A 21,352-nucleotide genomic window follows, 5' to 3' on the forward strand; every position below is an offset into this window, starting at 1 on the left:
AATGCTGCGATTTAGTTGAGGAACCCGAATGAAGTCAGAAACGCTGGCCCCGCTTCCCGCGATCTTCGTCCGCGATGCGGCGGAGGAAGATTTCGCGGCGATCCAAGGGATCTATGCGGACGAGGTTCTTCGCGGCCTCGCGACTTTCGAGGAGGTGCCTCCAACCGCCTCCGAGCTGCTATTGCGACGGAACGCCGTCCTTGACCTCGGCTTGCCGTATCTAGTCGCCGAGCAGGATGGCACAGTCGTCGGTTACAGCTATGCGGCGCTCTATCGGGCGCGCCCCGCTTATCGATATACGCTGGAAGACTCGGTCTATGTTGCCGAAGCGGCTCGAGGCCACGGGGTAGGCGGCGCGCTGCTTTCGGTGCTGATCGACCGATGCGAGACCGGACCATGGCGGCAGATGATTGCCGTCATCGGTCACAGCGGCAATTCCGGCTCGATCGCTCTTCATCGACGCTTCGGCTTCAGCGACATCGGTACACACCCGGCCGTTGGCTTCAAGCTCGGCCGGTGGGTCGACACGGTGCTGATGCAACGTAGTCTTGGTGTTGGTCATCGACACACCCCGACCGACGAAGCGGACTCTTCGTCAGGATGACCGTTCAGTCAGCGCCGATCTGTCAGGATCGTTTGCCCCCGGCCAGGGGGCCGGGGGCGTCACCTTGGGGGGAGCGTCAGCTACCCGGCATCGGGCGGAAACGCTGGCGCTCGCCAGCGGTGCCGTAGGGATATTCCGCCAGGACCGGCGCGCTCACCGTCGTCAGTTTTTCGATCTCATCGGCCGAGAGTTCGAGCGAGGCTGCGGCAAGATTGTCCGCCAGTTGCTCCTGGTTGCGGGCGCCGAGGATCACCGAAGTGACGGCCGGCTGGGCGGCGAGCCATGCGAGCGAGACCTGTGCGGCACTTACGCCATGGTCAGCGGCAATGGCCTTGACCGTGTCGATGATCTGCCAGGTGCGTTCCTGTGCATTGCGCGCCTCATAGGCTTCCATGCCGCGTTTGGGATTTTCGCCAAGACGCGTCGCACCGGTCGGCTCCGTGTCGCGTTCATACTTTGCCGCGAGCCAGCCACCGGCAAGTGGCGACCAGGGCAGGAGGCCGATGTCGGCGTCCTGACAGGCGGGAACGATCTCGGACTCGATGCCGCGGACGAGCAGATTGTACTGCGGCTGCAGGGTGACCGGCGCTGCCCAACTGTTCGCCTTGGCCAAGTGAACCGCCTTGGTGACTTGCCAACCGAGGAAGTTCGAGAAGCCGTAATAGGCGATCTTGCCGGCACTCACTGCGTCGTCGAGGAAGCGCAGGGTTTCCTCCAGTGGGGTGAGACGATCCCAGGCGTGCATCTGGTAGAGATCGACCTGCTCGATGCCGAGCCTCTTGAGCGAGGCGTCGAGGGCGCGGCCCAGATGAAACCGCGACGTGCCAAAGTCGTTGGGACCGTCGCCCATCGGGAAGCGCGCCTTGGTGGCGATAACGACCTGATCCCGAACCTCCGGCCGGGCGGCAAGCCAACGTCCAATGATCTCCTCGGAGATGCCGCGGCTGTAGACATCGGCAGTGTCGATGAAGTTCCCACCGCCGGCGGTGTAGTCATCCAGTATCTTGTGGGAGGTGGCTTCATCGGCCTCCATCCCGAAGGTCATCGCCCCTAGTGCGTAGGCCGAAACGATAGTGCCGCTATTCCCAAGTTTACGATAGTGCATCTTGTCGCTCTCACTGTTTGGAAACGGGTGACCGCAGAGATGCGGTGACCGTCCGTTCATTCGACTCTGGCCGCGCAGCGCAGCGGGGACTGCCGCGAGCCCAGGTCGCGCCATTCCGTTGCCTTCGGAAGTGTAGAAACAACCGCCAACGCCGGCTCGCCCAAAGCGGCGCCGATGCAGCGGTTCCGTGCGGTTTCAGAGTAGGATCATAATAGCCGAAGACCGCTCCCCGCGCAACGAACGAAGTGTGCGATTGAACGCGAACAATCGCCGCAGACCTGTGCATGTGACGCTTCAGTCAAAGGCCGATCTCCCGAAGGTACCGGATTGAGCGTTCGGCGAAGCGCTGCCAGTCGGACGGATTGTCGTGCTCTGTTACGATGTGATCGGCGGCGGTCTGTCGGAACAGCGGCGCCAACTCCGGCCAGTCGATCACACCGTCGCCGGTAGCGGTCCAGCCGTCGTCTTCCTCGGTCGCCGGCGACGCAAGATCCTTGGTCTGGATAGCGATGATCCGCGCGGCGTAAAGCTCAAGCTCGCTCGCCGGATCAACGCCCGCACGCTTGACCCAGCCGCAGTCGATTTCGAAGCCGACCGTGTCGTCTCCGGTACCGAGGATGTGCTCGATCGGTCGCGAGCCGTCGTCGAGCGGCTGGTACTCGAAGTCATGATTGTGCCAGGCCACCCGCAGCCCATAGCGGCCTGCCCGCTCAGCTCCGGTGGCCAGGTCTTCGCCGATGCAGCGCCAGAAGTCCGTCGTGTTCCGACGCTCCTCCTTCGGAACGAACGGCGGGATCAGATAGCGAGCGCCGAGGATCTGGGCGATTTCGATGTAGCGGTTTGGTTCGCTGATCAGGCCGGCGAGCGGCATATGAAATCCAAAGCAGCCGAGGCCGGCGTCGTCGAGGTGGCGCCGAAACGCTGCCGGGTCGTCCTCATAGGCCGGCGGCCAAGGCTCGATCGCGTCATACCCCATCGCCTTGAGGATCGGCAGATGGTCGGTGACCGGCGGAAAAAGCCGAGACGAATAGAGTTGGAACGCGATCGGGTACGCCACGGGACTCCCTCTCGATTCAGTCACCGGGTTGGCGCGCGCGATCGTCGTCGAACTCGAGCAACTCGATCATCAAGCCGAGGTCGGGAACCGTATCGTAATAGGCGTAGCGACCGCCGCCGCCATTGAACTCGCCGCGCTGGAGAAGCGCATGGCCTTTGCCTTCGAGATAGGCGTGGCGCTTGGTGAGATCACGGGTCTTGAAGGCGATATGGTGACAACCGGGACCCTTGGCTTCGAGCAGGTCACGCCAGGCGCTGGGCTCGGGGCCGGGTTCGAGGAACTCCACGTCGATATTGCCGAATTCGAACATTGCCAGCCGGCAACCAACCGCCGCGTCCTTGCCGCGATAGATCGCGTTGGCGGTTTCCGGATCGGCCGCTTTGCCGACCGGCGGGACCGGCTTGCCGGTCAGTTCCGCAAACCAGTTCACCGATTTCTCAAGATCGTCGGTAACGAAGCAGATTTGCATAACCTTGTCTTCGTCGAGCAGGCGCGCATCCATGCCGGGACCTTTCTGAAAAGCATTGGGTCTTGAGGTCCCCGCCGGAGCGGGGACCGGTGTTTGGCGAGCTGGCTCAGCCGAAGATCGCGTCGTACTCGTTCTGGAGGTCGCCGATTGCCTGATCGGCGGTCATGTCCTCGTCGGACCAGTAGTTGAACATGACGTTCCAGATCGCATCGATCCAATCGGCATCGGCGAGGTTATGGGGTGTGACGAAGCCGAGCTCAGGTTGCTTCAACGTTTCCATCACCGCCTGGGAGCACATGTCGAGTTCCGAGACATCAACATCGAGACGAACCGGCGACGATCCCTTGATCGCGGCGAAGCCGGCCGAGACTTCCGGGTCGACGACGGTGGCTGCGAATTCCAGCTCAGCCTGGAGGATATTGTCGTCGACGCCGCCGATGATCCCGAAGGCGTCGACCGTGGTGGACAGGCCGTTGGTGCCGGGAATGTTGATGCAGCCGAAGTCAACGCCGGGCTCCTTGCCGGCGGAGCGCCACTCGCCCTTCATCCAGTCGCCGTGGATCTGCATCAGCGCTTCGCCGGTGATCACCATGTTGGTGGTGACGTTCCAGTCCCGGTTCGGCATACCGTCGTCGGATGCCTGCTGCCAACGACGCAGCCAGGCAAGAACACCGCGCATCTCGTCAGAGTCGATGGCGTCGCGGTCCGGCTGATCGGTGTAGATCTTGGGGAACAGCGCGTCGCCGTAGAGTGCGGCGGCAAGCGTGTGGGTGAGATACCCGACCTGCCACTTCTGGCCACCGACCGCGAGCGGGATGAACCCGGCCTCGCGGATGGTGTCGAAATCGCCGAACATGTCGTCGAGCGATGTCCACGAACTCGGATTGACGCCGGCTTGCTCGGCAACGTCCTTGTTGTAGTAGACCATCCCGTCAATATGGACGGCGGTGGGGATCTTCATGATTTCGCCGTCGACTGTGATCGCCTGCCTCACCGCAGCGGGGAAGTGATCGGTGATATCCCGGCCGGCGAAGAACTCAGTCAGCGGCTGACCCATCCCCATCTGGTTCAGGTCGCGATAAACCCCGGGATTGGCCTCGACGAAGATGTTTGGTGGATTACCACCGGTGATCAGGTTGATCAGGCCGACGTCAGCCCCAGTATCGTGCGGCAGCGCCAGATCGATCCACGTGTGACCCTTGGCCTCGAACGCGTCCTTGATGACATTGAGCGCGCCGACTTCGGCCGGCGAAGACCAGCCATGATAGATGACCAGCTCTTCCGCCGCGGCCGTCAGCGGGATCGCGGAGACGAGTAAAGCCGCCGACAGGCGGGTCAGGGTACGTGCAGGCATCGTCAGTCCTCCCTTTCAGAAAAATTAGTCCTACATGCGGCGCCCGGTACGGGCGTCGAAGACATTCGCCTTCCCGGCCGGGAAGGACACAGGCACCTCGTCGCCGATGGCGACTTGGCGTGCGAAACCCGGATCGGCACGCACAGCAATGAGGTCGTTGCCAATGCCGAGATAGATCGTCGCATCGCTGCCGGTGCGTTCGGTCGAGCGAACCGGCAGCGCAAAGAGGACGTGACCGTTCGCCTCCCCGACGCCGAAATGCTCGGGCCGCAGACCCACTTTGATCGGTTGGCCGGGTTCCGGACTGGTTCCGAATGTGTAGCCGTCGAGATCGATCGATCGGTTATCAGGGAGCACGGCACGAACCGACCCATTGTCGGTGGTGGCGGTCCCGTCGAGGATGTTCATGGCTGGTGCGCCGATGAAGCCGGCGACGAACAGGTTCGATGGATGTTCGTAGATCTCGTCGGGCGTCCCGAACTGCTGTATGACGCCGCCGTCCATAACCGCGATCTTGGTCGCCATGGTCATCGCCTCGATCTGGTCGTGGGTGACGTACACGATTGTCGACTTCACCTCCTCGTGGAGGCTCTTGATCTCCATGCGCATCTCGGTGCGCAGCTTGGCGTCGAGGTTGGAGAGCGGTTCGTCGAACAGAAAGACGCCGACGTTCTTCACCAGCGCGCGGCCGATCGCGACGCGCTGGCGCTGACCGCCGGAGAGCTGCGCCGGCTTGCGATCCATCAGGGCGGAGATCTGCAGGAGGTCGGCGGCCCAACCGACCCGGCGTTGAATCTCGTCGCGGCGGAGTTTTTGGGCGGCGAGACCGAACTTGAGATTCCCGCGAACCGTCTTGGTCGGATAAAGCGCGTAGGACTGGAACACCATCGCCAAGCCGCGGTCCTTGGGGTCGCGGTCGGTCACGTCGGCGCCGTCGATCAGAATCGTCCCGGCGGTAACCTCCTGAAGTCCGGCGAGCATATTGAGCAAGGTGGTCTTGCCACAGCCCGACGGTCCCAGCAGCACGACGAATTCGCCATCTTCGACGGTGAGGTTGAGGCCTTCGATCACCTTCAGGGTGCCGTAGATTTTGGTGATGTCGCGGAACTCGACGGTCGGCATGCCTACCCCTTGATCGCGCCGGCGGTGATGCCCTGGACAAAGAAGCGGCCGAGGGCGAAGTAGATGACGAGTGGTGGAATGGCGGTGAGCAGCGCCGAGGCCATGTCGACGTTGTAGGATGCCTCGCCGGTGGTCGTGATCACCACATTGGCGAGGATCACCGTCATCGGCTGGGCGCCAATGCCGCCGAAGGTGATGCCGATCAGGAAGTCGTTCCAGATCGACGTGATCTGTAGGATGAGCACGACTACCATGATGTTGGCGGACATCGGCAGGATGATCTCGCCATAGATGCGCCAGAAACTGCCGGAATCCATCAGTGCCGCGTTGATCAGCTCAGACGGTATGTCTTTGTAGTAGTTGCGGAAAATCAGCGTAAGAATCGGCAAGGCGAGGATCGCGTGAACAATCGCGACACCCCACACTGTACCGTAGACGCCGATCTGGCCGGTGAGGATGATCAGCGGGATCATGATGATCTGGAACGGGACGAACGCCGCCATGAACAGGATGAACAGGAACGTTCCGGCCCAGCGGACCTTCCAGAGCGCCAGCGCGTAGCCGGTCACCGATGACAGCGAGATCGACAGCACCAGGCTGGGGATCAGGATCTTCAGCGAATTAAAGAAGCCCGCCTGAAGACCATCGCACCGCACTCCGGAGCAGGCTTCGAACCATGCTTCGCGCCACGGCTCGATCGTCCACGTCACTGGCAGGGCGAAGATTTCGCCAAGCCGGATCTGGTCCATCGTCTTGAAACTGGTGACGATGACGACGTAAAGCGGCACGCAGAAAAACGCAGCGCACATCGCCAGGAACACCAGGATGGCGATCGACCGACCGCTGATCCCTTTCCTCCGCCGGCGCGGCACGGCGACCGGTGGGCTGGTCGTCGCAATCGTCATCGCGCCCGCGCCTCCTGTCGTCGTACCTGCCAGGCCGTAAGCAGAACCAGCGGCAGGAAGATCAGCAGCGTAATCAACAACATCATCACCGCGGCCGCAGACGCGTAGGCGATATTGGCCTTTTGCCAGTAGGCGCTGATGGTGAAAAACGCAGGCATCCAGGTCGACTGACCTGGGCCGCCGTTGGTCATCGCGACGATGATGTCGTACGCCTTGACCACGCCGAGCGAGAGCAGGATCGCGCAGGTGAGGAAGGTGAACTTCATCATCGGCACGATGATCTCGATGTAGAGGCGGAAGATACCGACGCCATCGAGCCGCGCCGCGCTCCAGATTTCGGTGTTGATCGATTTCAGGCCAGCGAGCATCAGCGCCATGTAGAAGCCGGAGCTTTGCCAGAGCGTGGCGAGGATGATGCCGTAGATCGCGGTGTCCGAGCTCGACAGCCAGTCGAACTGGGCCGACTCCCAACCGAGGTCTTGGAGAAACTTCTCGACGCCGAGACCGGGATTGAACAGCCACCGCCAGACGATGCCGGTAACGATCAGCGATATGGCCAGCGGGTACAGAAAGATCGTGCGGAACACGTCCTCGCCACGCTGTTCTCGCTCGATCATCGCGGCGAGAATGAAACCGACGACGATGGCGAGCGCCGACCCGACTCCCATGATCAGCAGGTTTTCGAGCGAGATGTCCCAGGCGCGGTCGTTGAACAACCGCCGGTATTGCCGACCCCACTGATCAGGCGCAATCGTGTAGTCGGGAAACCGACGGGACTGGGTGAACGACATATAGATCGTCCAGCCGATCGCGCCGATAAACGCCACGGCCGTAATCAGCACCGCCGGTGTAAGGGCGAGTTGCGGCGCGACGCGACTCCAGCGAACGACCATCTCACTCCCTTAGCTGGCCGCGAACGATCAAGGTTTGGCCCTTGTTATGTGGCGTATTATCGTTAATATACCGGCGAAACACGCGTTTCGTCAACCGAAATCGACCAGCAACGCAGGAGGAAACCACCGATGGACGGAGTCACCAGCCTCGGACATGTGGCGATCAAGGTCGCCGACCTCGATCGGACACTCGACTACTACGAGAAGAAGCTTGGCTTCGCCGAGATGCTGCGGTTGCATAAGGACGATGGCAGCGTCTGGTTGATCTACCTGCGGATCACGGACGATCAGTATCTGGAGGTCTTTCCGGACGCCGAGGGCGACCGGGCACCGGGGCGCAATGCCAACGGCATGAACCATCTCTGCCTGACGATCGACGATCTCGACGCGACCGTGGCACAGATCAAGGCCGCTGGGATCGAACTCTTGGCGGAGATCAAGACGGGTGCCGACGGCAACCGCCAGGCCTGGCTCCAGGATCCGGACGGCAACCGCATCGAACTCATGGAAATGGCGCCCGATTGCCTGCAGTTCGAGGCGATCAGGAAGATGCGCGAGCCGGTTGCATGACGCCCACCGGCCGGGTAGCGATGCCGGCCGAAGAGTGAGCGGAACCGGGGGTAGCCGTGCGCAAAACGCGCGTGCGATTGCGTGATGTCGCCGACAAGACGGGGTTCTCCGCGAACACTGTCTCGCTGGCCCTGCGCGAGAGCCCGAGGATCCCCGAGGCGACCCGGACGCTGATCCAGAAGGCAGCGGCTGATCTCGACTACACCCCAAACCGCATCGCGCAGTCACTGGTCAGCCAGGAGAGCATGACAGTCGGCCTCGTGCTCACCGACATCCGCAACCCGATCCTGACGCAGGTCGCGCAGGAGATCGCCCGTGGTCTCTCAGAGCACGGTTACGCGACCCTGTTCGCCACGTCTGACAACACGATGGCGCGCGAGATCGAAGCGATCCAAACCTTCCGCCAGCGTCAGGTCGACGGGATTCTGATCTATCCGACCGACCACCGGGACATCGATCACGTCCGCTTATTGCGCGAGCGGGGATACCCCGTCGTGTCGCTGGTCGCCGACCGTGAGAAGGCGATCGATACCGTTAGCGTCGACGAGCATCTTGGCGCCTGGAAGGCGACGCGGCATCTCCTTGAAATCGGACGACGGCGTATCGCGTTCCTCGATTCAGCGGCGCCGCTGGGTAACACCGAGAAGCAAGACGGCTACATGCAAGCACTGGCCGAGTCGCCGATTTCTCCTGATCCGGAGCTGCGGCTTGCCGTGCCGGGTCACGGGATCGAAGACGGTTTCCGTGCGACTGCCAGCTTGTGGGCTCGCGGCCTTCGGCCGGACGCGATTATCGCGACCACCGACTCGGTCGCGCTTGGTGTGCAACGATGGTGTGAGGCGGCCGGCCTGGCGATTCCCGATGACGTGGCGATCGCCGGTTTCGACGACATCGAGTTCGCTCGTCTTTCGTCCGTACCCATCTCGACCGTGGCTTACCCGGTCGGGCAGATCGCCGATACGGCGATCGGCCGGTTGGTCGAGCTGATGCAGGCGGCCGGGCCACTGCCGGCCCCAGCCGAGCATCTCCTCGATCCCAGGCTGATCGTGCGTCAATCGACGGCGGGAGCGGACGTGGCCGAGCCCGATTGAGATTGCCGTCGGGCGACGGTGTCTCAGGACTTGAACAAGGACGAGGCGTCGACGCCGAGCCGTTCGGCTACGGCAGCGATGTCGTCGACGGTCTCGCCGGCCAGCAAAATCCCGTCGCGGTCATAGTCGCGCTCGATGTCGGTCTCGATCTCACCCGGGACCAGAAGCCGATCGACATCGGCGCGTGGGCGCGAGCGATGGACTTGCTCGATGATCGTTTCGATGCGGGACTTGAAACGATCGACATCCTCGAAGAAGGCGATGTTAATCGCCATGAAGAAGTGACCGTCGCGACCGGCGATCGCCCCGCCCCTCATGTTGCCGAGTTCATTGCCATAGGCTGCGCCGGACAGCAGGCTGGAGAGGATCCCGACCGCCATGCCCAGGCCGACACCTTTGTGCCCGCCGATCGGCTGAATCAGCCCCGCCAGCGCGGTTGCGGCGTCCGTTGTCGGGCGACCCTCGGCATCGAACGCCCAATTGTCCGGGATATCGAGGCCCTTCTGATGGTAGACGCGGATCTTGCCGTGAGCGGTCGCACCAAAGGCGAAGTCGAGAACGAACGGCAATGGGCCCGCGGACGGCGCTGCGATCGACAGCGGGTTGATCCCGATAATCTTATCGATGCCGCCATACGGCGCCATGGTTGGCAATGCATTGGTGCCAGCGATGCCGATCATGTCTGCCTCGACGGCCATCATCGAATACCAATCCATCGCGCCGCAATGATTGGAACCCCGCACAGCGGCGAGGGCCAGACCGATTTCGCCGGCGCGGTCGATGGCGTAACGCATGGCGAAGGTGCCGCCGATCTGGCCCATTGTGTTGCCGCCGTCTACGACGATCGCAGCGCCGCGATCGGAGACCACGCGCGGTGTTCCGCGCGGATCGACGCCCTCGTCAGTTAGCTTCGTGGCGTAATCAGGGACACGGAGAACGCCGTGCGAATGGATGCCACGGCGATCGGAGAACACCAGCGTTTGCGCGAGCAGGGCGCCATCGGTTTCGTCCATGCCGCAAGCAACAAATATCCCGCTGACGATCCGTTGAAGATCATCGGCGGCGACTCGGCGATCGGTTTCGCTTTTGGGATAAACGGCCATCGACGGTCTCCTAGGGTTTGGCGATCGTGGAACGCCCACTCGCGAATCACTGACGATCAGAATGCGCCCGGTCGGTTCCTCTTGAGGAACGGCTCACGGCTCGCAGATCGATCACGACACGGCAAATCCTCCGGCGCGTCGTCCACTTCGCGGATCAGGATGTCGGACCATTCGATCGGTAAGCCGAAGTGCTGGAAAAGGCCATACGTCGCGAATGTGTGACGGGGCAAGTGCGAAGGAATCTTGCCGGTATCCTCATCGCAGAGCCAGGTGTCCGGTTCCGGCTCGCTGTCAACCCAGATCCGCCAGCGGACGCGATGCTCGCCGTCCCATATCGCGACACGGTGGCGAACGCGGTAGGGGGTGTGAGAGCGAACTGCTACCGAGGCGGCGACCGGAGCCTCTAGGAGCGCCTTGCGATGCCCCCAACCGCGGGCTACTGATGCGCGTTCAGGCCGACTGCGCAGCAATACCGCCAGCCGTTGTGACGCCTAAGAGACGTATCTTCTGGTTTTGGCGCATCGACGCGAAGCCGGTCGAACAACAACAGGATAACCCGCCCGTGCCGGCGAGGCCAAAAAGACCAAAGATAGCGTTTTTCATCCATCGAATCAGCGGCCGCGCCGGGGGCGCCGAGCGGGTTCTGATTGAGGCCGCTAGCGAAATGAAAAGGCGCGGGTTCAGCGTCGATATTGTCACCTACGAGGATCAGAGCCCGAAGCTCTTCTTCCCACTGGAAGACGGAATCAATCTCGTAAATCTGGACGATTTCGACGCCAGACCGAGATTGGACGATGAGGGCCCGGAGGTCAAACGCAAACGGGTCTCCCCAGGTTCTGTCTACCAATGGTTGGTCGATCGTCGCCCGCTCGCGAGGTCTTTACGTGACCACGTCAAGCGGTCCGGCATTGATGTTCTAATACCTTTTCTGCCCCCGGCGATGGCTACTGCGGCAGTTGCTAGCTTTGGGATGCGCACACCACTGATCGCGTCAACCCACAACGATCCGAGACGCGACTTCAGCCGGAAAAAGTGGAGCAGGGATGCGGTCGACGTGTGGGTGCGAAAAAGAGCACTCACGCGCATGACCTCGATTCTTGTCCTGTTGCCAGAATATCGGAAATGGTATCCGCCCAAGCTTAGATCTCGTCTCCGTGTTGTTGGCAATCCGGTATCGCCGGTTCCAACCGAAAGCCTGACTGCGACCGAGCGCAAGAAAGTCATCATCAGTGTCGGTCGGCTAACCGATGTGAAAAGGCATGATCTGCTGCTCAAAGTTTGGGCCGATCTGGTGGACGAGTTCCCTGATTGGCGGGTGAGAATCTATGGCCTTGGCCCCGAGCGCCCGGAACTAGACAAGCGGATCGAAAGGCTCGGCCTACAGAGGGTTAAGCTGGTCGGCGTCACCAAGAGGATCCAGAACAAGTACCTGTCGGCGTCGATACTCTGCCACCCGTCGAAATATGAAGGGTTTCCGCTTGTAGTCACTGAGGCGCTGGCGGCCGGCCTGCCCGTCGTTGGTTTCAAGGACTGCAGTGGTTTGAACGCGCTGGTCGAGGACGGCGTGAACGGCTTGCTTGTCTCAAAAAAGAACCGTCGCAAGTCACTTGCCGACGGCCTTCGCCGATTAATGCGAGACGAGGAGCTGCGAAACCGAATGAGCGCCACCGCGCCGGCGACGATGGCGCCTTACGCCCCAAAGATCGTCTACGATCAATGGGAGGCGGTCATCAACGAGGCGGTCGGCCGGCACTGAACTGATCGCGTCAGCGGGCCGAAATTGGCTGTCCCGCTGCCGGATCGACAACCAGTTCCCGGATGAACGCCCGCCGTTCGGCGAACGATTCGGGCAGGATCAGGCCCGTCTGCACCGCGAACAAGCCGGTGTAGGGGCCGGTGAAGAGCGTCCGTGTCTCGCGGAACGGCGTGAGGTTCGCTTCCGGATCGAAGCTGTGTCCGAGGCCCGCGATCTCGTACTGCGGGGCGGTCGCGACGGGGTCGAGGTAGCCATCGATCGACAACTGCTGTAGCGGCCCTGCAGCTCCGGTGAAGCGGCCTGGCACCAGACGGTCGGCGACAAACCGGTCGGCGAGGGCGCGCCCGGTCACCGTGACGAAGCTGCCGGGGTCCGGCGCTTCCACGCCAGAACCCAGTTCGAGTGGCCGGCCACCAAGGGCCCAACCGTCGCCCCGCCGCGTCACTGCTCCGGCGATTGCCGAGGTTTCAATATCCGACGCGGCGTCGATGCGGGCGGCGATGACCGCGTTGCCGCGCCATACGCCCGAGACCGCCACCCGGTCTCCCGCCCCGAAATCAGGGATGGCGCCGAGGTCGGCAATCACATCGACACCGGCGACCCGTAGCAGGCCGCTGTCGTCCCAGATTTCCAGGCGGCCAACGAGCGGCTGGGTGACATGAACACGCCGGGCAAGAAGCCCTTGCGATGATCCCGTTGCTTCGATCGTCAGGCTGTGGCCGATCGCCAGGTTCTCCGGATCGAACGCACCAAGTGTCGACGAATACGCCGTATCGGCATCGGTTTCGATTCCCATACCGTTGACGATGAGGCTGCCGAAATCCATCAGCGTGCCGACGATGCCGGTGCCGCCGATCCCGCCCTCCGCCGGCTGTTTGTCGGCCTCCTCGGCCCAGCCCCGCGAGCCGGGCAAACCAATGACCGCACCTCCGAGCGCAGCAAGGACGCCGCGACGATTAAGCACGGCCATCTGCGTCGTCCTTCTCGGCTGTGGTTCGTGCCGATGGTCTGGTCGCCTCATCCTCGCGGTAGAAGAAAACCCCGAAACGGAAACGCTCGGTTCCATCCGGCGCGTCAAGGTCGGCGGCCTGCCGGCTGTGGGCCAGCCGGTTCAGCGACACGAGCAAATCGGTGGCGCGGCTTCGAGCCGTGCTTTCGATTTCGTCGACCGAATCCGGCGTCAGGCGATTGTAGAACACGGCGCGTTCCATGAAAGGTGGTTCGTCTGCCAGAAGGTTTTCAACTGCGGCGGCAATATGGTCGCCGACGTTTTCGGCGAAGAAATGTATCCGCTGATCGAGATCGGCCGGTCCCAGAAACGCGTCGGCCTGGAGTCGGATCAGCCCGGTTTCGGGATCCGTTGACACCAGACCCTGACGATCGAGCTCGTCTAGGACGGTTCGCGGTCGAATGTCCCGGCTGACCGACCGCACGAGCGAGTCGAAGTCGACGCCGTCGTCACTTGTTCGGGGCAAGGGGCGCGGCTGTCCGTCTGTGTCGACCATCTTCGGATCGGCGAGCCATCGCCCGAGCACCGAGGCGATCATTGTTACCTTCTGCCGGGTTGCGGCGGCGTCCTCCGAACTCTCGTCTCGGAAGGCGCGAATATCGCGCCGGTGCACGCCGGTCAGGACGCTGATCCGGCTGTCGGTGGGGCGTTGTCCGGCCTTGGCCAACTCCTCCTCGGCGACGTCGACATAGATGCGTTTGATCATTCGATAGAGCGCTAGAGCGGTCACGCCCTGAGCAATCAAGGCGCGGACCAGTGGGCGCAAAAGCCATTGGATTACCTTGGAAAACGCTTCCGCACGGGCGTCGCTGATCGGTTCGCTCATTGATCGGAAAATAGAGTCAGTGGGAGAAAAAGTCCACAAAAATTCTTGACAGATGCACAGGGGTCCCTAAGTTTAGCAGTGTACGTGGGAATTTTTCACACAAACACGGGAGTCACTCCATGAAACGTCTTCTTGCTCTTGGCACCGCCGGTTTCCTTGCTGCGTCAGTCAGCGCCTACGCCGCCGATGCCGACATCGTTGATACAGCCGTCTCGGCCGGCAGCTTCAACACGCTGGTCGCGGCCGTGCAGGCCGCCGATCTCGTCGATACGCTGAAGGGCGACGGCCCCTTTACCGTCTTCGCGCCGACCGACGAAGCGTTCGCTGCCCTGCCGGAAGGCACGGTTGAGAACCTGCTGATGCCTGAAAACAAGGACCAGCTCGTTGCCGTGCTGACCTACCATGTGGTTCCCGGCAAGGTGATGTCCGGCGACCTCGCCGGTAAGGCGATGGATGCCGACACGGTTCAGGGTAGCTCGGTATCGATCGACGCCACCGGCGACAGCGTCATGGTCGACGGTGCAACCGTGGTCACCGCTGACGTCGAAGCGACCAACGGCGTCATCCACGTGATCGACGCGGTCATTCTTCCGGAGTGACGCTCACTGGCGCGCGGCGATCAAGGCCGCGCGCCGCTTCGTTTTATCTGAGCTGAGACACGCTCACTGGCGCCCTCCTCGATCGCACAGCGACGGCGCCGAAAAAAAGGGAGAGTTTCGTGGCTACGATCGCAGATATCGTCCTGGATAATTCCGGCGGTGAAGGGCTAGAAGCTTTTGACATCTTGCTTGCCGCGCTGCAGGCAATCGATCCGAACCAGACCGGCGTATTGGGCGCCGCCTTCGATCCTAATGAGAACCTAACGGTTTTCGCCCCAACCGATCAGGCGTTCATCGATCTTGCGAAGGTGATTGACCCGACTGTCACCGACGAGACCGATGCGATCAACGTGCTGGTGGGCGCTTCGGCGGCCCTCTCGCCGGTCGACAACCCGACGGCATTCCTAGAGAAGGTCGTATCCTACCACATCTCGCCCGGCGAAAAGTCCAAAGCCGAGGTTCAGGCCGAAGACAAGATCGACACGCTGGCCGGACTCAACATTAAGCCGTCGGGCGAGATGCTGGGTGACAAGGAACCAGATCTTGCCGACCCGACCTTTGATCCGTCGTTGACAGACCTGACAGCCGACAACGGCGTCGTGCATGTCATCGACAAGGTGCTTCTTCCGTTCGACATCCACTTCAATGATGGAGGCCTTCTTGCCGTAGGCAACGGGAATGATGCTGTCATCGGCAGCGAACTTCCCGACGTGATTGTCCTGGGGAAGGGTCACGATGTCGCCAATGGCGGCGGCAGCATTGACATCATCAAAGGCAACGGTGGCCGGGACGTGCTGAACGGCGGCGATGGCAACGATTTCCTGCATGGTGGACGTAAGAAAGATTTCCTGGCCGGGAATGACGGCGACGACAATCTCTTCGGCAATCGCGGCAAGGACGATCTTTCCGGCGGCGACGGCAACGACTTCGGCCGCGGCGGCCGCGGTAAGGACACCGTCAAAGGCGATGATGGCAATGACCACCTGTTCGGCGGCAGGGCCAAGGATATCCTGGTCGGCGGATCTGGCGACGACTTCCTGAAGGGCGGGTCCGGTGCTGACAAGTTTGTCTTCAACCCGAACAACCTCGGCGACAGCAACGGTAAAGCCAAAGCGCTGGAGGGAGACGACGTCGTTGCTGACTTCAACATTGCCGAAGGTGACAAGCTGGTGCTCGATATGTCGAGTTTCGATCAAGGCACGATCGACTCGCTGGCCGCCACCAGTGGCGACCTCAACGAGCTGGAACTGATCGATCTGATCGACGCCAATGTCGTGACGCTCGGCGCATCCAACGACGGCGACCTGTTGATCGGCCACCCGGTTGGAACGATCGAACTGAACGGGATTCCGTCGGACGTCGATCCGGCGGCTTTGATCCCGGCGGTGAAGTTCAACTTCGATACCGACTTCGTCTGATCAGTCTGAACTGAACCAGGAAGCGGGTCGCGCGGTCTGCGCGGCCCGTCTTTTTCTGTCGCCGCAATGATCAATCGCCGATCGGCAGTTTCGGATCCTTCGGGCCAGGCGGATTCACCGGGTTCGCCCAAGGACGCTCAAGGTGGTAGAAGTCTCGCTCAGCATTTCAACGAGACAAGATCGCCATGACTTCGCCCACGGCGCCGCGCGAATCCGCATCGGTTCATCATCTGCCGAACACGCGGCCGGAGCTGCATCCCGATAACCCCGGGATTCCGCTCGATCTCGGGATGGTCGCGCGGGTTCGGGTCAATCTCTCCGCCGTCGAACGCCGGGCGGCGACCCTCCCGACCCGGCGAACGGTCAAGAAGGAATGGCAGGCCGCCTGGCTGGTGAAGGCGCTCCAGTGTATCGACCTGACCACGCTGTCCGGTGACGATACGAAGGGGCGGGTGGAGCGCCTGTGCGCAAAGGCGCGGCAGCCGCTCCGCATCGACCTGAAGGAAGCGCTCGGCCTCGGCGACCGGCGGATCACGGTCGCGGCGGTCTGCGTCTACCACCGGTTCATCGAGACCGCCAAGGCGGCGCTCGCCGGCAGCGATATCCCGGTGGCGGCGGTCTCGACGGCGTTTCCTGCTGGGCTCGCGCCATTCGAGACGCGGCTCGCCGAGGTGGAAGCGTCGGTCGCAGCCGGTGCCGATGAGATCGACATTGTCATCACCCGCGAGCATGTTCTGAACGGCGACTGGCCGGCCCTCTACGAGGAGGTAAAAGCCTTCAAGGCTGCTTGCGGGCCCGCGCACATGAAGACGATCCTCGGCACCGGCGATCTCAGGACGCTCCGCAATGTCGGGCGCGCATCGTTCGTGGCGATGATGGCCGGCACCGATTTCATCAAGACGTCGACTGGCAAGGAAGGGGTCAACGCGACGCTTCCAGTGGCGCTCGTCATGGTTCGCGCGATCCGCGCCTATCGCGAGTCGACCGGCCATGTGGTCGGCTTCAAGCCCGCGGGCGGCATCTCGACCGCCAAGGCGGCGATGACCTACCAGTTCCTGATGAAGGAGGAACTGGGTAACGCCTGGCTGGAGCCGGCGCTATTCCGGTTCGGCGCGTCGTCGCTGCTTGCCGACATCGAGCGCCAGCTCGAATACTTCGTGACCGGACGCTACGCATCGTTCGATCACCACGCGATCGCCTGAGACGACGGAGGCACCATGTCCGTTGCGGAGATTCTTGACGATCTCGACTACGGCCCCGCGCCGGAAGGCGATGGCCCGGCCCGGGATTGGCTGAAGCAGCACGACGGCCAGACCGGCCTGTTCATCGACGGCGATTGGCGCCAGCCCAACAGCGGAGCCTGGTTCGAGACCCGCGACCCGGCGACCGGCGCTGTCCTCGCCAAGGTGGCGGCCGCCGATGCCGCTGACGTCGAGGCCGCCGTCGCGGCTGCGCGCGCCGCGCAGCCGGAATGGGCGGCGCTGCCCGGGCACGAGCGCGCTCGGTCCCTCTACGCCCTCGCCCGGATGATTCAGAAGAACAGCCGCTTGTTCGCAGTGATCGAAGCGCTCGACAACGGCAAGCCGATCCGTGAGACCCGGGACATCGATATCCCGCTGGTCGCACGGCACTTCTATCATCACGCCGGTTGGGCGCAGGTGATGAAGACCGAGTTTCCCGACCGGGTGCCGGTCGGCGTCTGCGGCCAGATCATTCCCTGGAACTTTCCGCTGTTGATGCTCGCCTGGAAGATCGCGCCGGCGATTGCGTTGGGGAACACGGTGGTGTTGAAGCCGGCCGAGTTCACACCACTGACAGCCATCCTGTTCGCCGACATTTGCAGAATGGCAGGGCTGCCCAAGGGCGTCGTCAATATCGTCACCGGCGACGGGTCGACCGGCGAACTGATCGTCAAGCATCCCGATATCGATAAGCTGGCGTTTACCGGTTCGACCGAAGTCGGGCGACGGATACGGGAAGCGTCGGCCGGGTCGGGCAAGAGCCTGACGCTGGAACTCGGCGGCAAGTCGCCATTCATCGTCTTCGACGATGCCGATCTCGACTCGGCGGTCGAAGGTGTCGTCGATGCCATCTGGTTCAACCAGGGCCAGGTGTGCTGTGCCGGCTCGCGGCTGCTGGTACAGGAATCAGTGCACGACAAGCTCATCGACAAGCTGAAGCTTCGTCTGGAAACGCTTCGGGTTGGCCAGCCTCTCGACAAGGCGATCGACGTCGGTGCGATTGTCGACCAGGTTCAGCTCGATCGGATCAGAGCATTGGTCGAGCAGGGTGCCGAGGAGGGCGCGGAGGTTTTTCAGGCGCCATGCGCGCTGCCGGCCAACGGCTTCTTCTTTCCGCCGACGTTGATGACCAGCGTTCAGCCGGCATCGACCTGTGCCCGCGTCGAGATCTTCGGCCCGGTGCTCGTCGCCATGTCGTTCCGCACCCCGGATGAGGCGGTGACGCTCGCCAACAACAGCGAGTACGGCTTGGCGGCTAGCGTCTGGTCGGAGTCGGTCAACCTCGCGCTTGACATCGCACCGAAGCTGAAATGCGGCGTCGTCTGGATCAACGCCACCAACCTGTTCGACGCCGGTTCCGGGTTCGGCGGCTACAAGGAGTCCGGATACGGCCGCGAAGGCGGCCGCGAGGGTCTGTCGGCCTACATGAAGCCCGCCTGGCTCATCGATGCGGAGCCGATTATCGAACCGGCGGAGCAGTCCGCACCGATTGGCATTGCGCCCGTCGATGCCACTGGGATCGACCGGACTGCCAAGATGTATATCGGCGGCAAGCAGGCGCGACCTGACGGCGGTTATGCGCGGCCGATCGCCGGTGCCGACGGCGCGCTGATCGGCGAAGTCGGCGAGGGCAACCGTAAGGACATCCGCAATGCGGTGGAGGCGGCGCGCAAGGCAACCGGATGGGCAGTAGCGAGCGAACACCTGCGCGCGCAGATCCTCTATTACATTGCGGAAAATCTGGACGCCCGGTCAGCCGAGTTCGCCGTTCGCCTGTCGGCGCTGACCGGCGAAGGCCGCGGCAAGGCGCGGCGTGAAGTCCGCGTGTCGGTCGACCGGTTGTTCGATTTCGCGGCCTGGGCCGACAAATACGAAGGCGTCGTTCACCGGCCACCGTTCCGGGGCTTGGCGCTGGCGATGAATGAGCCGGTCGGTGTTGTCGGCGTCGTCGCACCGGAAACGCCCGGCCTGCTTGGTTTCGTCACACTGATGGCCGGCGCGATTGCCGCCGGCAACACCACCGTGATCGTCCCGTCGGAAAGTCAGGCGCTGGCCGCCACCGACCTCTACCAGGTGCTGGAGACCTCCGATCTGCCCGGCGGCGTCGTCAATATCATCACCGGAGACCGTCGCGCGCTTGGGCTTGAGCTCGCCAAACACGACGCGGTCGACGCCATCTGGGCCTTCGGACCGCCGGATCTGGCAGAATCGGTGGAACGGGCATCGATCGGAAACTTGAAGCAGACCTGGACCGAGACCGTCGCGCGGCAATGGTACAACGCCAGAATCAGCGGTGGCCGCCAAATCCTTGGCCACGCGACCCAGGTCAAGAACATCTGGGTGCCTTACGGCGAGTAGGCGCCAACAGCTCTTGATGGGGTGACGCTCCGAGGGATTCGAACCAATGGCCGACACCGACACCAAGCGACGAACCAAAGTCGAACCGAAAACCGAGCGGCCGCGCCTGCACAAGGTGATCCTCGTCAATGACGACTACACGCCGCGCGAGTTCGTCGTGATGGTTCTGAAGGCGGTTTTTCGCACAACGGAGGAGGAGGCCTACTCGGTCATGCTGACCGCCCACCAGAAGGGCGCCTGTGTTGTTGCGGTCTTCGCCAGGGACATCGCTGAGTCCAAGGCGACCGAAGCCACCGACCTCGGCAAGAGCGCCGGCTATCCGCTGCTGTTCACCACCGAACCCGAAGAGTAAGTGTCGCGGAACGGCGCACGCTTCACGCCGGCCTACCGCTCCGTAACAGCGAGCCGCGCCGCAAAGGCCGCGAAGGCGGCGGCGAAGGTCCGTTGGATCCATCGTGTCGCCCGCGCCGAGCTGAGCACCCGATGCCGGATTCCGCTTGCCAGCATGCCGTAGCCGACGAACACCACGAATGTGAGAATCATGAAGATGCCGCTTAACACCGCAAACCGGGTGACGAAATCCGTTGCGTTGACGGGGATGAACTGCGGCAGGAACGCGGTGAAGAACAACGCCAGCTTGGGGTTGAGAATGTTGATGGCTGCGCCGCGGACCGCGATCGTCGCCCATGACCAACCTGACTTCTGGTCGGGTTCGGCTTCCGCATCGCTCGACGTAGGCAAAGTGCCCGATCCACGCCACATGTCCCAGGCGAGGTAGAGCAGATAGGCGATCCCGAGGATCTTGACGATTTGGAATGCGATCACGCTGGTGTGCAGCAGCGTCGCGAGCCCCAGGGCGCTGGCGGTGAGGCTGGGAACGATGCCGAAGGTGCACCCGAGCGCGGCAGCGACGCTCGCCCGGGCCCCATGTAGTACGCCGATGGACAAGGTGTAGATGACGCCGGTGCCGGGAGCGAGGACCACAAGGAAAGCGGTCGCTAGATATTCCGGACTGACGAACGCATTGCCTGTCATCGCTGCCACCTCTTAAGACTCGCCGGCACTATGGCAATCAATGCCCGGCGCGGCTAGCCGTTTGTGACCCTCGACACTGCAATGCCGTCGGCTCATCGCTAAGATTGACGAGTGGGTCAGTTTGTCGCCGTAAGGCGGGCTTTCCGGGCTGACCTACACATAAACTTAACGGGCGGAAGTTAGTACCATTCCCCGATTCGGGGTTTAGGAGCTGGGAAGTCAGATGGCGGATGTCGTGAAGCGGGCGTTGGTGGTTCTGGTTGCGGTGATGATCTACGGCGCGGCCGGTGCGTGGCTGTCCTCGGTTGTCCCTGCGGGCGCCCAGAGCGAACCTGCTGACCTGTCGGCGCAGGCGCGCGAGGCGATCACCAATTTCTGGGGCGCGGTGATGAGCAACGATGAGAATGCCGTCGCTGCCGCGATTGCGCCGGAGTTTCAAATCCAAAGGGCGAACGGCGATCGCTTTGATGCAGCCACTTATCCAACCAGCCAACTTCCCATCATTGCCGAGATGCCGGTTATCGAAGACCTCATTGTAACCGGGGACGGGGACGTGGTCGTGACCACCTACAAGATCAACGTCAACGAAACCCTTGACGGCCAGGTGGTTCAGGCCTTTGCGCCGCGTATGACGGTGTTTCGCAAGGATGGTGACGACTGGCTCGTCGTCGCACACAGCAACTTCGCGCCGATCCGGTAAATCGAAAGGCGGCGCCACTGGCGTCGTAGAAGAAGGCCACACCGCTCTTCGCGAGCAGATTTTGGCCTCGCCGATGGCGGGGCTGCTATGCTTTCTCAACCGGTTGACCGTCCGCCGGGGTCATACCCACATAATAG

Annotated in this window: 21 protein-coding genes; 10 read left to right on the top strand and 11 right to left on the bottom strand. The window is 62.5% G+C overall.

The features are described from left to right. Nucleotides 1–28 precede the first annotated feature (28 nt). On the top strand, nucleotides 29–604 hold the full coding sequence (locus tag ACO076_RS05780) for a GNAT family N-acetyltransferase (protein WP_421725775.1): 576 nt from the start codon (nucleotides 29–31) through the stop codon (nucleotides 602–604). A gap of 76 nt (nucleotides 605–680) precedes the next feature. Here ACO076_RS05780 and ACO076_RS05785 read toward each other — a convergent pair whose 3' ends face one another. The 7 genes from ACO076_RS05785 to ACO076_RS05815 all read right to left on the bottom strand — a co-directional run bounded on the left by ACO076_RS05785 (nucleotide 681) and on the right by ACO076_RS05815 (nucleotide 7,509). Further along, nucleotides 681–1,709: an aldo/keto reductase gene (locus ACO076_RS05785; protein ID WP_421725776.1), complete on the bottom strand. Its 1,029-nt coding sequence runs from the start codon at nucleotides 1,707–1,709 to the stop codon at nucleotides 681–683. A 298-nt stretch (nucleotides 1,710–2,007) separates the two neighbouring features. After that, nucleotides 2,008–2,766, bottom strand: coding sequence for a sugar phosphate isomerase/epimerase family protein (locus tag ACO076_RS05790; protein WP_421725777.1), 759 nt, complete (start codon nucleotides 2,764–2,766; stop codon nucleotides 2,008–2,010). A gap of 16 nt (nucleotides 2,767–2,782) precedes the next feature. Continuing rightward, nucleotides 2,783–3,268 carry a VOC family protein gene (locus tag ACO076_RS05795; protein WP_421725778.1) on the bottom strand — a complete coding sequence of 162 codons (486 nt, stop codon included), beginning with the start codon at nucleotides 3,266–3,268 and terminating at the stop codon, nucleotides 2,783–2,785. Nucleotides 3,269–3,341: 73 nt separating this feature from the next. After that, complete coding sequence (locus tag ACO076_RS05800; protein WP_421725779.1) at nucleotides 3,342–4,589, bottom strand: ABC transporter substrate-binding protein; 1,248 nt, start codon at nucleotides 4,587–4,589, stop codon at nucleotides 3,342–3,344. Between the two features lie 30 nt (nucleotides 4,590–4,619). After that, nucleotides 4,620–5,711, bottom strand: a complete 1,092-nt coding sequence (locus ACO076_RS05805; protein ID WP_421725780.1) for an ABC transporter ATP-binding protein — start codon at nucleotides 5,709–5,711, stop codon at nucleotides 4,620–4,622. Nucleotides 5,712–5,713: 2 nt separating this feature from the next. After that, nucleotides 5,714–6,616, bottom strand: coding sequence for a carbohydrate ABC transporter permease (locus ACO076_RS05810; RefSeq protein ID WP_421725781.1), 903 nt, complete (start codon nucleotides 6,614–6,616; stop codon nucleotides 5,714–5,716). After that, nucleotides 6,613–7,509: a carbohydrate ABC transporter permease gene (locus ACO076_RS05815; RefSeq protein ID WP_421725782.1), complete on the bottom strand. Its 897-nt coding sequence runs from the start codon at nucleotides 7,507–7,509 to the stop codon at nucleotides 6,613–6,615. Before ACO076_RS05815 ends, ACO076_RS05810 begins: the two co-directional genes overlap by 4 nt. Nucleotides 7,510–7,638: 129 nt before the next feature. Here ACO076_RS05815 and ACO076_RS05820 point away from each other — a divergent pair, with 129 nt between their 5' ends. Continuing rightward, nucleotides 7,639–8,079 carry a VOC family protein gene (locus ACO076_RS05820; RefSeq protein WP_421725783.1) on the top strand — a complete coding sequence of 147 codons (441 nt, stop codon included), beginning with the start codon at nucleotides 7,639–7,641 and terminating at the stop codon, nucleotides 8,077–8,079. 56 nt (nucleotides 8,080–8,135) lie between these two features. Next, nucleotides 8,136–9,170 carry a LacI family DNA-binding transcriptional regulator gene (locus ACO076_RS05825; protein WP_421725784.1) on the top strand — a complete coding sequence of 345 codons (1,035 nt, stop codon included), beginning with the start codon at nucleotides 8,136–8,138 and terminating at the stop codon, nucleotides 9,168–9,170. 23 nt (nucleotides 9,171–9,193) lie between these two features. On the opposite strand, the gene ACO076_RS05830 is transcribed toward ACO076_RS05825, so the two are convergent. After that, complete coding sequence (locus ACO076_RS05830) at nucleotides 9,194–10,273, bottom strand: Ldh family oxidoreductase (RefSeq protein WP_421725785.1); 1,080 nt, start codon at nucleotides 10,271–10,273, stop codon at nucleotides 9,194–9,196. A 442-nt stretch (nucleotides 10,274–10,715) separates the two neighbouring features. Between ACO076_RS05830 and ACO076_RS05835 the strand changes: the two genes are divergently transcribed. After that, nucleotides 10,716–12,029: a glycosyltransferase family 4 protein gene (locus ACO076_RS05835; RefSeq protein ID WP_421725786.1), complete on the top strand. Its 1,314-nt coding sequence runs from the start codon at nucleotides 10,716–10,718 to the stop codon at nucleotides 12,027–12,029. Between the two features lie 10 nt (nucleotides 12,030–12,039). On the opposite strand, the gene ACO076_RS05840 is transcribed toward ACO076_RS05835, so the two are convergent. Together ACO076_RS05840 and ACO076_RS05845 are read right to left on the bottom strand one after the other, a co-directional pair. Further along, on the bottom strand, nucleotides 12,040–12,999 hold the full coding sequence (locus tag ACO076_RS05840) for a DUF5666 domain-containing protein (RefSeq protein ID WP_421725787.1): 960 nt from the start codon (nucleotides 12,997–12,999) through the stop codon (nucleotides 12,040–12,042). Then, the gene (locus tag ACO076_RS05845; RefSeq protein ID WP_421725788.1) at nucleotides 12,986–13,864 is read right to left on the bottom strand and encodes a DUF6502 family protein; all 879 of its coding nucleotides are present in this window, start codon (nucleotides 13,862–13,864) and stop codon (nucleotides 12,986–12,988) included. The genes ACO076_RS05840 and ACO076_RS05845 overlap by 14 nt, the downstream gene beginning before the upstream one ends. Before the next feature lie 119 nt (nucleotides 13,865–13,983). Between ACO076_RS05845 and ACO076_RS05850 the strand changes: the two genes are divergently transcribed. The 5 genes from ACO076_RS05850 to clpS all read left to right on the top strand — a co-directional run bounded on the left by ACO076_RS05850 (nucleotide 13,984) and on the right by clpS (nucleotide 19,832). Beyond that, nucleotides 13,984–14,463 (top strand): fasciclin domain-containing protein, encoded by a 480-nt coding sequence (locus ACO076_RS05850; protein ID WP_421725789.1) that lies wholly within the window; start codon nucleotides 13,984–13,986, stop codon nucleotides 14,461–14,463. Nucleotides 14,464–14,582: 119 nt separating this feature from the next. After that, on the top strand, nucleotides 14,583–15,881 hold the full coding sequence (locus ACO076_RS05855; RefSeq protein WP_421725790.1) for a fasciclin domain-containing protein: 1,299 nt from the start codon (nucleotides 14,583–14,585) through the stop codon (nucleotides 15,879–15,881). 185 nt (nucleotides 15,882–16,066) lie between these two features. Next, on the top strand, nucleotides 16,067–17,083 hold the full coding sequence (deoC, locus tag ACO076_RS05860) for a deoxyribose-phosphate aldolase (RefSeq protein WP_421725791.1): 1,017 nt from the start codon (nucleotides 16,067–16,069) through the stop codon (nucleotides 17,081–17,083). Nucleotides 17,084–17,098: 15 nt separating this feature from the next. Beyond that, complete coding sequence (locus tag ACO076_RS05865; RefSeq protein ID WP_421725792.1) at nucleotides 17,099–19,480, top strand: aldehyde dehydrogenase family protein; 2,382 nt, start codon at nucleotides 17,099–17,101, stop codon at nucleotides 19,478–19,480. 46 nt (nucleotides 19,481–19,526) lie between these two features. Beyond that, entirely contained in the window at nucleotides 19,527–19,832 is a 306-nt protein-coding gene (gene clpS / locus ACO076_RS05870; protein ID WP_421725793.1) for an ATP-dependent Clp protease adapter ClpS, read from the top strand. A gap of 32 nt (nucleotides 19,833–19,864) precedes the next feature. Here the strand turns inward: clpS and ACO076_RS05875 are convergent, their stop codons facing one another. Continuing rightward, on the bottom strand, nucleotides 19,865–20,515 hold the full coding sequence (locus tag ACO076_RS05875; RefSeq protein WP_421725794.1) for a LysE family translocator: 651 nt from the start codon (nucleotides 20,513–20,515) through the stop codon (nucleotides 19,865–19,867). Nucleotides 20,516–20,783: 268 nt separating this feature from the next. Here ACO076_RS05875 and ACO076_RS05880 point away from each other — a divergent pair, with 268 nt between their 5' ends. After that, a complete protein-coding gene (locus ACO076_RS05880) occupies nucleotides 20,784–21,215 on the top strand; it encodes a nuclear transport factor 2 family protein (RefSeq protein WP_421725795.1) in 432 nt (143 codons plus the stop codon). The last annotated feature ends 137 nt before the right edge of the window (nucleotides 21,216–21,352 follow it).

Source organism: Bauldia sp., assembly GCF_965232525.1.
Lineage (GTDB): Bacteria > Pseudomonadota > Alphaproteobacteria > Rhizobiales > Kaistiaceae > Bauldia.

Bases quoted from the DNA above. Each gene is read 5' to 3' on its own strand.
- ACO076_RS05780 (WP_421725775.1), top strand. From the start codon at position 29: ATGAAGTCAGAAACGCTGGCCCCGCTTCCCGCGATCTTCGTCCGCGAT.
- ACO076_RS05785 (WP_421725776.1), bottom strand. From the start codon at position 1,709: ATGCACTATCGTAAACTTGGGAATAGCGGCACTATCGTTTCGGCCTAC.
- ACO076_RS05795 (WP_421725778.1), bottom strand. From the start codon at position 3,268: ATGGATGCGCGCCTGCTCGACGAAGACAAGGTTATGCAAATCTGCTTC.
- ACO076_RS05800 (WP_421725779.1), bottom strand. From the start codon at position 4,589: ATGCCTGCACGTACCCTGACCCGCCTGTCGGCGGCTTTACTCGTCTCC.
- ACO076_RS05805 (WP_421725780.1), bottom strand. From the start codon at position 5,711: ATGCCGACCGTCGAGTTCCGCGACATCACCAAAATCTACGGCACCCTG.
- ACO076_RS05810 (WP_421725781.1), bottom strand. From the start codon at position 6,616: ATGACGATTGCGACGACCAGCCCACCGGTCGCCGTGCCGCGCCGGCGG.
- ACO076_RS05815 (WP_421725782.1), bottom strand. From the start codon at position 7,509: ATGGTCGTTCGCTGGAGTCGCGTCGCGCCGCAACTCGCCCTTACACCG.
- ACO076_RS05820 (WP_421725783.1), top strand. From the start codon at position 7,639: ATGGACGGAGTCACCAGCCTCGGACATGTGGCGATCAAGGTCGCCGAC.
- ACO076_RS05830 (WP_421725785.1), bottom strand. From the start codon at position 10,273: ATGGCCGTTTATCCCAAAAGCGAAACCGATCGCCGAGTCGCCGCCGAT.
- ACO076_RS05835 (WP_421725786.1), top strand. From the start codon at position 10,716: ATGCGCGTTCAGGCCGACTGCGCAGCAATACCGCCAGCCGTTGTGACG.
- ACO076_RS05840 (WP_421725787.1), bottom strand. From the start codon at position 12,999: ATGGCCGTGCTTAATCGTCGCGGCGTCCTTGCTGCGCTCGGAGGTGCG.
- ACO076_RS05845 (WP_421725788.1), bottom strand. From the start codon at position 13,864: ATGAGCGAACCGATCAGCGACGCCCGTGCGGAAGCGTTTTCCAAGGTA.
- ACO076_RS05850 (WP_421725789.1), top strand. From the start codon at position 13,984: ATGAAACGTCTTCTTGCTCTTGGCACCGCCGGTTTCCTTGCTGCGTCA.
- deoC (WP_421725791.1), top strand. From the start codon at position 16,067: ATGACTTCGCCCACGGCGCCGCGCGAATCCGCATCGGTTCATCATCTG.
- ACO076_RS05865 (WP_421725792.1), top strand. From the start codon at position 17,099: ATGTCCGTTGCGGAGATTCTTGACGATCTCGACTACGGCCCCGCGCCG.
- clpS (WP_421725793.1), top strand. From the start codon at position 19,527: ATGGCCGACACCGACACCAAGCGACGAACCAAAGTCGAACCGAAAACC.
- ACO076_RS05875 (WP_421725794.1), bottom strand. From the start codon at position 20,515: ATGACAGGCAATGCGTTCGTCAGTCCGGAATATCTAGCGACCGCTTTC.
- ACO076_RS05880 (WP_421725795.1), top strand. From the start codon at position 20,784: ATGATCTACGGCGCGGCCGGTGCGTGGCTGTCCTCGGTTGTCCCTGCG.